The organism is Limimonas halophila (genome assembly GCF_900100655.1).
GTDB classification, from domain to species: Bacteria; Pseudomonadota; Alphaproteobacteria; order Kiloniellales; family Rhodovibrionaceae; genus Limimonas; species Limimonas halophila.
The window spans coordinates 19,642-30,000 of the sequence record NZ_FNCE01000015.1; the positions used below are offsets into that span (position 1 = coordinate 19,642).

10 protein-coding genes (1 of these 10 only partly in view) are annotated in these 10,359 nt (G+C 72.0%); 4 read left to right on the forward strand and 6 right to left on the reverse strand.

Annotated features, from left to right (window positions below):
* Positions 1-46 precede the first annotated feature (46 nt).
* From BLQ43_RS13225 to chrA, 5 genes are all read right to left on the reverse strand, one after another.
* On the reverse strand, positions 47-760 hold the full coding sequence (locus tag BLQ43_RS13225; protein ID WP_218119218.1) for an ATP12 family chaperone protein: 714 nt from the start codon (positions 758-760) through the stop codon (positions 47-49).
* A 36-nt stretch (positions 761-796) separates the two neighbouring features.
* The gene (locus tag BLQ43_RS13230) at positions 797-1,486 is read right to left on the reverse strand and encodes an HAD-IA family hydrolase (RefSeq protein ID WP_090021987.1); all 690 of its coding nucleotides are present in this window, start codon (positions 1,484-1,486) and stop codon (positions 797-799) included.
* A 250-nt stretch (positions 1,487-1,736) separates the two neighbouring features.
* The gene (locus BLQ43_RS13235; protein WP_245659592.1) at positions 1,737-2,732 is read right to left on the reverse strand and encodes an RluA family pseudouridine synthase; all 996 of its coding nucleotides are present in this window, start codon (positions 2,730-2,732) and stop codon (positions 1,737-1,739) included.
* On the reverse strand, positions 2,717-3,109 hold the full coding sequence (locus tag BLQ43_RS13240) for a fluoride efflux transporter FluC (RefSeq protein ID WP_090021994.1): 393 nt from the start codon (positions 3,107-3,109) through the stop codon (positions 2,717-2,719). The genes BLQ43_RS13235 and BLQ43_RS13240 overlap by 16 nt, the downstream gene beginning before the upstream one ends.
* A gap of 55 nt (positions 3,110-3,164) precedes the next feature.
* Positions 3,165-4,355: a chromate efflux transporter gene (gene chrA / locus BLQ43_RS13245; RefSeq protein ID WP_090021998.1), complete on the reverse strand. Its 1,191-nt coding sequence runs from the start codon at positions 4,353-4,355 to the stop codon at positions 3,165-3,167.
* Positions 4,356-4,560: 205 nt separating this feature from the next.
* Between chrA and BLQ43_RS13250 the strand changes: the two genes are divergently transcribed.
* The 3 genes from BLQ43_RS13250 (at position 4,561) to BLQ43_RS13260 (ending at position 7,334) form a co-directional block, all read left to right on the forward strand.
* Positions 4,561-6,549 (forward strand): acetyl-CoA carboxylase biotin carboxylase subunit, encoded by a 1,989-nt coding sequence (locus BLQ43_RS13250; protein WP_090022002.1) that lies wholly within the window; start codon positions 4,561-4,563, stop codon positions 6,547-6,549.
* A 75-nt stretch (positions 6,550-6,624) separates the two neighbouring features.
* Positions 6,625-7,062 (forward strand): hypothetical protein, encoded by a 438-nt coding sequence (locus tag BLQ43_RS13255; RefSeq protein ID WP_090022006.1) that lies wholly within the window; start codon positions 6,625-6,627, stop codon positions 7,060-7,062.
* Positions 7,059-7,334, forward strand: coding sequence for an acylphosphatase (locus BLQ43_RS13260; protein ID WP_090022009.1), 276 nt, complete (start codon positions 7,059-7,061; stop codon positions 7,332-7,334). Before BLQ43_RS13255 ends, BLQ43_RS13260 begins: the two co-directional genes overlap by 4 nt.
* Positions 7,335-7,340: 6 nt before the next feature.
* On the opposite strand, the gene lipB is transcribed toward BLQ43_RS13260, so the two are convergent.
* Positions 7,341-8,012 (reverse strand): lipoyl(octanoyl) transferase LipB, encoded by a 672-nt coding sequence (lipB, locus tag BLQ43_RS13265; protein WP_090022013.1) that lies wholly within the window; start codon positions 8,010-8,012, stop codon positions 7,341-7,343.
* A 164-nt stretch (positions 8,013-8,176) separates the two neighbouring features.
* Between lipB and BLQ43_RS13270 the strand changes: the two genes are divergently transcribed.
* Positions 8,177-10,359 carry the 5' portion of an NADP-dependent malic enzyme gene (locus tag BLQ43_RS13270; RefSeq protein WP_090022016.1) on the forward strand. It continues 124 nt past the right edge of the window, so 2,183 of the gene's 2,307 nt are visible here — the first part of the coding sequence; its start codon is at positions 8,177-8,179; the stop codon falls past the right edge of the window.

Sequence of the window (10,359 nt, forward strand, 5' to 3'; positions counted from 1 at the left end):
ACGTGGCTACCACGCCGCGTAGCGCGCCGCAAAATGCCGGCGCGGTTCACGCGCGGAGAAGCTCGATGAAGCGGGCCGCCCCCGCGATGTCGGCGTGGACGCCGGCGCGGCGGGTTTCCTGCTCCTCGTCCAGGCCCCACTGCTCGATCTGGAAGGTGGGCTCGACCTCGGCGGCCTCGAAGGCCTGGTCGGCGGTGAGCCGGCCCGCCGTCAGGGCCAGCCCGATCACCAGCGAGCCCGCCGCCTTCACCGTGCCCGACAGCGCCGCCAGCTCGAAGGTGTCGTGCGCGGCCACGGCGTTGCGCAGTGCCTGCACGGCGTCGGCCGGCTGTTCCACGGGCAGGATGCTGGTGGTCACGTTGAGCCGCGCATCGTAGGTGAGCGCCGCCCAGTCCAGCAGCGGCTGCCAGATGGCCTGCTGGCGCGCGGCGAACTCTTCGGGATGGGGCGCGCGGTAGCACATCATCTCGGTTTCCGCGTACTGCGCCAGGCCCTCGATCAGCTCGTCCCGGCGCGGGCCCGCGGTGTCCAGCGCCGTCATGGCATAGCTGGTCAGCGGCATCTCCTGCGGCCGCACCTTGTCGGCCTGCGCGTCCCATTCGGCGGCGATGGCCTCGGCCAGGGCGCGCGTGGGCACGATCAGCTCGGCGCGCGTCTGCGGCGTCTTCACCGTGCGCCCGTCCAGCACCACCGCGTGGCCGGTGTCGGCGGGCTCGACGCCGGCGGCGGTGTAGAAGCGGTCCATCCTCTTCTGCGTCATCGCGGCTCTGCTCGCTGTTCGGGAAAGCGGGGCGTGTCAGGCCGTGCGCGGCCGAAGCGCGGCCAGCGCGGGCGGCAGCTCGTCGAAGCTGTCCAGCACGCGCGCCGCGCCGGCCGAGGTCAGCTCGGCCGCCGGATGGTAGCCCCAGCCCACGCCCACGGCCGACGCGCCCGCCGTCCGCGCCATCTCCATGTCGAAGGCGGTGTCGCCGATGACCACGGTTTCCCCCGGCCCGGCGCCCACGTCGGCCATCGCCAGCTCCAGCATGCGCGGGTGTGGCTTGCCGGGCGCGTCGTCGGCGGTCTGCAGGCTGACGAAGTGCCCCGCCAGCCCGTGCCGGTCGAGCGAGCTCACCAGCCCGCGCCGGCTCTTGCCCGTGGCGACGGCCAGGCAGACCTCTGGGGCGTCCAGCGCGCGCAGCACCTCGCGCACGCCGGGGAAGAGCACCTCGCTATCATCGGCCTGCGCCTTCCGGCGCGTGAACGCGGTTTTGTAGCCCTCGGCCACGCGGGCGACGTAGGCCTCGCCCGCGTCCCGGGGCAGCAGGCGCGCCACGGCGGCGTCCAGCGACAGCCCCACCACGCGGCGGACCGCCTCCGCCTCGGGCGCGGGCAGGCCCTCGGCGGCGAAGGCGTCGTGCATGGCCGCGACGATGGTGTGCTGGCTGTCGACCAGCGTGCCGTCGAGGTCGAAAACGATCAGGTCGAAGCCGTGGGTGTGGGTCATGGCATCGTCATATGCGGATGCGGCGGCGGCATGTCGAGCCGCCGGCTCACACGTGCGATCTAAGAGCGGAACGCATGGCCTCATTCTGTCTTTGCGCGCCTGCGGCGCGCGAGCCCGTCTTCGACGGGCTGTCCTCCTAAAGGTGGACAGGCGCTTTGCGCCTCGCACGCTTCAGCGTGCAAAGAACCCGAACGCGATCCTGCGGATACATCCTCGGCTCACCGTCGATGCTGCTCATTGAACGCGCGTATCAGGCCTGGTGGTGCGGCAGGACGTCGTCGCCGGCTGCCGGGTCGAAGCCGAGCTGCTCGAAGGTTTCCGCCATGTGCTCGGGCAGGGGCGCGGTAAGGCGCAGCGTGGTGCCGTCGGCGGGGTGCGCCACCGCCAGCCGGCGCGCGTGCAGGTGCAGCTTGTCCGGCAGGATGTGCTCGGGATAGGCGCTGCGCCCGCCGTACTTGCCGTCGGCCAGGATGGGCGCGCCGACGTGCGCCAGATGCGCGCGCAGCTGGTGCGTGCGCCCGGTCTTGGGGATCAGCGCCAGCCACGCGATGCCGTCGGGCGTGTGTGCGATCTCGCGGTAGAGCGTCAGCGCGTGCTTGCCGTCCTCGGCGTAGCCCATCTTCTCGCCGCCGCCGCGCTTGCGCTTGGCCAGCGGCACCTCGATGCGGCCGTGGCGGCGCGGCGGCCGGGCGGCGGTGATCGCCCAGTAGACCTTTTCCGTGCCCTCGGCCTTGAGGTTTTCGCCGAGCTTCGCGGCGGCCCCGGCCGTGCGCGCCAGCAGGAGAACGCCGCTGGTGTCCTTGTCCAGCCGGTGGACGAGGCGCGGGCGCTCGGCGTCCGCGCCGACGTGGGCGGCGGCGAGCGCGTCCACCGAGCGCTGCACGTGCGTCCCGCCCTGCGAGGCGAGGCCGTGCGGCTTGTTGATCGCCAGCACGTCCGGGTCGTCGTAGAGGATCGCCTGCGCGAACGCGGTGCGGTCGGCCTCGGTGACCGGCTGGGCCGTCGCGCCGCCGCCGTCGCCCGAGCTTTGCGGCAGCGGCGGCACGCGCACGGTCTGGCCGGGCTGGACCCGCTGATTGGGCTTGGCGCGGCGGCCGTCCACACGCACCTGCCCGGTGCGCAGCAGCTTGGCGAGCTGGCCGTAGGGCAGCTTCGGGTAGTGGCGCTTGAACCAGCGGTCCAGGCGCAGCTCACCCTCGTCCTCCCCGACGGTCCGGGTTTCCACGGCGCTCACGTCAGCAGCCATCGCACCCCCGCCATGCCGGCGAACAACCCGGCGATGCTCAGCCCCACCGACGCGCCGACGTAGGCGGCGGCGTGGCCGAACGCGCCGCGCTGGATCAGCGTGGCCGCCTCCAGCGAAAACGTCGAGAAGGTGGTGAAGGCGCCCAGCATGCCCACCGCCAGGAAGGCCCGCATCGCCGCCGTGGGCGACCAGGCGAAGGCGGAGGCCGCCACCAACGCGCCCATCAGCAGCGAGCCCAGCGCGTTCACCGCGATCAGGCCCACGGGCATGCCGATCAGGTGCTGGCCGTTGAACAGGTTTTCGAAGCGGCCGACCAGCCCGTGGCGTGCCAGGGCGCCGAGTGCGCCGCCGGCCGCGATGGCGAGCAGCGTTTTCATGGGGCCTCCTTGGCGTCGGCGCGGGTGATACCAGCGCCCCGGCACGGGGCCAAGCTCACAGCGCCGCCAGCCCGCCGCCCGCGAGCGCGCACAGGCCGACGACGACGGCCGGCGGCACGCGCCACGCCGTCAGCAAGAGGAAGGCCGTCAGCGCCACGGCAAAGTCGGCGGGGCGGTGGATCGTGCTCGTCCACACCGGGTCGTGGAGCGCGGCGGCGAGCAACCCCACCACGCCCGCGTTCACGCCCGTCAGCGCGGCGGCGGCGGTCGTGTAGCGGCGCAGCGTCGCCCAGAACGGCAGCGCGCCCAGCATCAGCAGGAAGCCCGGCAGGAAGATGCCGATGAGCCCGGCGAGGGCGCCGGCCGCGCCGCCGATCGCCGTGCCCAGGTAGCCGCCGAAGGTGAACAGCGGCCCGGGCAGCGCCTGCGCCGCGCCGTACCCCGCCAGGAAGCTCGCGCGGTCCAGCAGGCCGGTTGGCACGACCTCCGCCTGTAGCAGCGGCAGGACCACGTGCCCGCCGCCGAACACCAGCGCGCCCGCGCGGTAGGCCGCGTCGGCGATCGTGAGCCACGTCCCGTCGGCCACGGCAGCGAGCGCCGGTAGCGCCGCCAGCAGGACCGCGAAGACCGCCAGCATCGCCGCACCGGTCGCGCGGCCGAGCGGCACCGGCAGCTCGCTAGCCTCGGGCGCGGCGGCGTGGCGCCGCAGGAGCAGCGCGCCCCCGACGGCGGCGAGGGCGATGGCCCCGAGCTGGCCCACCGCGCCGGGCAAGGCGGTCACGACCACCGCGGCGGCGACGGCGAAGCTCGCGCGCGATGCATCCGGGCACAGGCGGCTCGCCATGCCCCACAGCGCCCGCGCCACGACGGCGACGGCGGCGATCTTCAGGCCGTGCAGCCAGCCGCTTCCCAGCATGTCCTGCGCGGCGACGAAGCCGGCCGCCACGCCCACCATGATCAGCGCCGAGGGCAGGGTGAATCCGAGCCACGCCGCCAACGCCCCCGGCAGCCCCGCGCGCGTCAGGCCAAGGGCCATGCCCACCTGGCTGCTCGCGGGGCCGGGCAGGAACTGCGCCAGCGCCACCAGCTCACCGTAGGCGCGCTCGTCCAGCCAGCGCCGCCGGTCCACGAAGGCTTCGCGGAAATAGCCCAGGTGCGCCACCGGGCCGCCGAAGGCGATGCAGCCCAGCCGCAGGAAGGCCAGGAAGACCTCGCGCCAATGTCCGTCCGGCTCGGCTCGCGGCATGGCTCCAGTCCGTTTGGCTGCGAAAGGCCGAATTGGGACGCACCGCCCGCGCGATTCGCCACCCGCGCCGTGTGACACGCGCGCGACGGCTTGCATGTCGCGGTCGTGTGGTGCACTGCCATAACACGCCGGGTTCGGGCATGCGCTTTTGGATGCCGCGCGGCTCACGTAAACTGCCCGAAAACCAGACGGACGGGGAGGCGCCGTGTTCGACAAGGTCCTGATCGCCAACCGCGGCGAGATCGCCTGCCGCGTGATGCGCACCTGCCGGCGCTTCGGCATCGCCACGGTGGCCGTGTATTCCGATGCCGACGCGCGCCAGCCGCACGTCCAGATGGCCGACGAGGCCGTGCGCCTGGGGCCGGCGCCGGCGAGCGAAAGCTATCTCGACATCCAGGCGGTGCTCGACGCCTGCCGGCGCACGGGCGCGCAGGCCGTCCACCCCGGCTACGGCTTCCTGTCGGAAAGCCAGGCCTTCGCCCACGCGCTGACGGGCGAGGGCATCACCTTCGTCGGGCCGCCGCCGGACGCCATCGCCTCGATGGGCGACAAGATCGCCGCGCGCCAGCTCGCCGAGGACGCGGGGGTGTCGATCGTGCCCGGCCACACCGGGCGCATCGACGACTTCGCCCACGCCGAGGCGCTGGCGAACGACCTGGGCTATCCCGTGATGATCAAGGCCGCGGCCGGCGGCGGCGGCAAGGGCATGCGCGTCGCCCACGGCCCGACCGAGCTGCGCGAGGGGCTGGACGCCGCGCGGCGCGAGGCCGGCGGCAGCTTCGGCGACGACCGCGTCTTCATCGAGCGCTACATCCCCGATCCGCGCCACATTGAAATCCAGATCATCGCCGACGGCCACGGCAACGTCGTCTCGCTGGGCGAGCGCGAGTGCTCCATCCAGCGCCGCCACCAGAAGGTGATCGAGGAAGCGCCCTCACCCCTGCTGGACCCGGAAACGCGCACGCGGATGGGCGAGCAGGCCAAGGCGCTGGCGCGGCAGGTCGGCTACACCTCGGCCGGCACGGTGGAGTTCGTCGCCGACAACCAGGAGAACTTCTACTTCCTGGAGATGAACACGCGCCTCCAGGTCGAGCATCCGGTGACGGAGCTGACCACGGGGCTGGACCTGGTCGAATGGATGCTGCGCGTCGCGGCCGGCGAGCGCCTGAGCTTCACGGAAGACGCGGTGCCCTTCCGCGGCTGGGCGATGGAGGCGCGCGTCTACGCCGAGGATCCGGTGCGCGGCTTCCTGCCCTCGATCGGCCGCCTGCGCCACTACCGCGAGCCCAGCGATGCCGAGGGCGTCCGCATCGACAGCGGTGTCACCGAGGGCTCGGACATCAGCACGCACTACGATCCCATGATCGCCAAGGCGTGCGCCTGGGGCCAGCGGCGCGACCAGGCCATCGACCGCCTGCGCTCGGCGCTGGACGCCTATTACGTGCGCGGCGTCATCCACAACATGCCCTTCCTGCAGGACGTCTTCGCCGCCGAGCGCTTCCGCGCCGGGCGGCTGTCCACGCGCTACATCGACGAGGAATACCCCGAGGGCTTCCAGGGCGCGCAGCCGCGCGAGGGGACGCTGCGCACGCTGGTCCTCGTGGCGGCGCTGGTGCAGCGCATGGTCGCCGCGCGCGACGCCGGCATCACCGGGCAGACGCGCGGGCGCGGGCCCGTGGTCGACGGCGACTGGGTGGTCTTTATCGACGGCCAGCAGGTGCCCGTGCACCTGACCCAGGCGACGGAACACGCCTGGCGCGTGGCGCTGGAGGGCGGCGAACTCCAGGTCGACAGCGAGTGGCGCCCCGGCGAGCCGCTCTTCCACGCGCGCATGTCGGGCGAGCACGCCTGCGTCCAGGTGGAACGGCGCGGCGCGCGCTGGCAGCTCACCCACGCGGGCGTGACGCGCGAGGCCCGCGTGCTGCGCCCCCGCGCGGCGGAGCTGGCGGCGATCATGCCGGAAAAGACCTCGCGCGAGGCCGGGCGCTACCTGCGCTCGCCCATGCCGGGGCTGCTCACGCAGCTTCACGTCGAGCCCGGAACGGCCGTCAAAGCCGGCGAGCCGCTGGCCGTGGTCGAGGCCATGAAGATGGAAAACATCCTGCGCGCCGAGCGCGACGGCACGGTATCGGAACTCTACGTGAACACCGGCGCCAACCTGGCCGTGGATCAGGCCATCCTCGCCTTCGAGTAGCGGCGGCGCGGTGGCGCGCGGCCGGTCGCGTTCGCATATGATGGCTGCATCCCACGGCACCGGACCGCGAGCCGCATGGAACACCTGGATTACCCGGATCTCGACACCTGGGAAGACCGCAAGCGCTGGTTCGAGGAGCTGGAGGGCGAGCGCTCGCAGGGCGGCGCCGCGCGCAGCTTGAGCGAGCAGGCGTGCGCGCTCATGCTCGACCTTCAGGCCGTGTACTGCGCCGGGGCCTGGGCGGCGACCATCATCCTCGCCGCGACGATCGTGGACTCCCAGCTCCGCTACGCGCCCACCGAGCCGGCGCTGGCGGAGGACCTGGAATGGCTGCGCCGCGCGCGCAACCAGCTGGTCCACGAGAACCCCAAGGCGCCGGCGCTGACGGTCGAGGACCAGTGGACCAACCGCCGCAGCTGGGAGCGCGACGCCCGCCGCGCGGTTGGCGTGGCGATGGCGGCGCTCTACCCGGACACGGGAACCGACGGACGGGCGAAGGAGAACCGGTCATGAAACGCGTGCGCGCGATCATCGAGGGCCGCGTCCAGGGCGTCTGGTTCCGCGGGTGGACCGTGGACGAAGCCAGCAAGCGCGGCCTGGACGGCTGGGTGCGCAACCGCCGCGACGGCAGCGTCGAGGCCGTCTTCGCCGGCGACGACGGCGCGGTGGACGAAATGCTGCGCGCCTGCTGGCAGGGGCCACCGGCCGCACAGGTCAGCAATGTACGTGCGGAATCCGTGAGCGAGCCCGTCTCGGCCGGCTTCGATCAGGCGCCGACCGCCTGAGCGGGCCTATCCGCCCGCGTTGGCCCGCACCGGCCCGAACACCTCCTCGAAGGCATCGCGCAGGGCCACGTCCACGTCCGGCATCGTCACCGGAATGCCCAGGTCGTGCAGCGAGGTGACGCCGTGCTCGCGGATGCCGCACGGCACGATCCCCGCGAAGTGCGACAGCTCCGGGTCGACGTTGATGGCGATGCCGTGGAAGCTCACCCAGCGGCGCAGGCGGATGCCGACGGCCGCGATCTTGTCCTCGCGCCCCTCGCGCGGCACCCAGATGCCCACGCGGCCCTCGCGCCGCTCCCCGCGCACGTTGAATCGGGCCAGCGCCCGGATGACCCACTCTTCCAGGTCGTGGACGAACTGGCGCACATCGCGCCCGCGTTTCGTCAGGTCCAGCATCACGTAGGCCACGCGCTGGCCGGGGCCGTGGTAGGTGTACTGCCCGCCGCGGCCGGTCCGGTAGACCGGGAAGCCGCCCGCATCCAGCAGGTCGTCGGCCTGCGCGCTCGTTCCGGCCGTGTAGAGCGGCGGATGCACCAGCAGCCACACCAGCTCCGATGCTTCGCCGGCGCGGATGGCGGCGACGCGCCGCTCCATCGCGTCCAGCGCGTCCGGGTAGGGGACGAGGCTGTCGCTGACGGTCCAATGCGGCGGTGCGGCGTCGGTGGTCGCCTGCGTCATGGATCACCTCGGCGTGGCGTGCGCGCGTGGATTGCGGGATCTCCGCCCAGCGTTGCCAGGAGTCCCCGGAGATGCTACGGAAAATGCAAACTTTTTTGCCGGCCACGCGCGCGCGGTCGCCGTTTCGTGCGGCGCCGCACGATAAGCCGGCGAAGGGAGGCGCCATGGCCGACGACTTGCGGGACGCCGCGCTTGCCTACCACCGGGAGCCCGTTCCCGGCAAAATCGAGGTGACGCCCACCAAGCCGCTCGGCAACCAGCGCGATCTGGCCCTGGCGTATTCCCCCGGGGTCGCCGCCGCCTGCCAGGCGATCGAAGCCGACCCGCAGGAAGCCGCCAACCTCACCGCGCGCGGCAACCTCGTCGCGGTCGTCACGAACGGCTCCGCCGTGCTGGGGCTTGGCGGCATCGGCCCGCTCGCCGCCAAGCCGGTCATGGAAGGCAAGGGCGTGCTCTTCAAGAAGTTCGCCGGCATCGATGTCTTCGACCTGGAATTGGCGCAGGACGACCCGGACAAGTTCATCGAAGCCGTAGCCGCGCTGGAGCCGACCTTCGGCGGCGTCAATCTGGAGGACATCAAGGCGCCCGAGTGCTTCCAGATCGAAGATGCGCTGCGCGAGCGCATGAACATCCCGGTGTTCCACGACGATCAGCACGGCACGGCGATCATCGTGGGCGCGGCGATCTACAACGCCCTGCGGCTGCGCGGGAAGCGCTTCGACGAGGTCAAGCTGGTCTGCGCCGGGGCGGGCGCGGCGGCGCTGGCCTGCCTCAATCTGCTGCAAACCCTCGGGCTGAAACGCGAAAACATCTGGGTGTGCGACATCCACGGCGTCGTCCACGCCGGCCGCGAAGCCGCGATGGACCCGTGGAAGGCGCAGTACGCCCAGGAAACGGACGCGCGAACGCTGGACGAGGTGATCGAGGGCGCGGACATCTTCCTCGGCCTCTCGGCGCCGCGGGTGCTGAACAAGGACATGGTCCGCAAGATGAGCCAGCCGCCGATCATCATGGCGCTGGCCAACCCCGAGCCCGAGATCATGCCCGACGACGCGCGCGAGGTCTCGCCCGAGGCCATCATCGCCACCGGGCGCTCGGACTATCCCAACCAGGTCAACAACGTCCTCTGCTTCCCCTTCATGTTCCGGGGCGCGCTGGACGTCGGCGCCAGCACGATCAACGAGGAGATGAAGGCGGCGGCCGTGAAGGCGCTCGCTGACCTGGCGCTCGCAGAGCCGTCGGAGGTCGTGGCGACCGCCTACGGCGGCGAGGATCTGCGCTTCGGCCCCGATTACCTCATCCCGCGCCCCTTCGACCCGCGCCTGATCCTGGAACTGGCGCCCGCGGTGGCGAAGGCGGCGATGGACAGCGGCGTCGCCCACCGGCCCATCGAGGACTTCCAGGCCTACACCCAGCGCCTGTCCGAGTTCGTCTTCCGCTCGGGCATGGTGATGAAGCCGGTGTTCGAGCGCGCCGCCCAGGACCCCAAGCGCGTGATCTACGCCGAGGGCGAGGACAGCCGCATCCTGCGCGCCGCCCAGGTGGTCGTGGACGAGGGCTTGGCGCAGCCCATCCTGATCGGCCGCCCCGACGTGATCGAGATGCGCATCGAGCGCCTCGGCCTGCGCATCCGGCTGGGCGAGGACGTGGGCTACATCAACCCCCACTCCGACCCGCGCTACAACGCCTACTGGTCGAGCTATCACCAGTTGATGCAGCGCAAGGGGGTCAAGCCGGACGACGCGCGCACGATCGTGCGCACGAACCAGACCGTGATCGCGGCCCTGGCGGTGTATCGCGGCGACGCGGATGCCATGATCTGCGGCGTGGAAGGCATCTATCGCTGGCACGTCACGCACGTGGAGGACGTGCTGGGCAAGGCGCCGGGCGTGAAGAACCTCTCGGCCCTGTCGCTGCTGCTCACGCCGCAGGGCACCTACTTCATGAGCGACACCTACGTCAGCGACGACCCCTCGGCCGAGGAGGTCGTGGAGATGACGCTGCAGTCGGCGCAGGCGGTGCGCGCCTTCGGCATCACGCCCAAGGTTGCGTTGCTGTCCCACGCCAACTTCGGCAACGCGGAGTCCGCGACCGCCCGGAAGATGCGGGAAGCGGTGCGCCAACTGCACACGCACCATCCCGAGCTGGAGGTCGAGGGCGAGATGCACGGCGATGCCGCACTCTCGGAGGAGGTGCGCTACCGCATCTTCCCCAACTCGAAGCTCAGCGGAACGGCCAACCTCCTGATCATGCCGACGATCGACGCCGCCAACATCTCGATGAACCTCGTGCGCATCCTGGGCGAGGGGCTGTCGATCGGGCCGCTGTTGCTGGGCGCGGCGCGGCC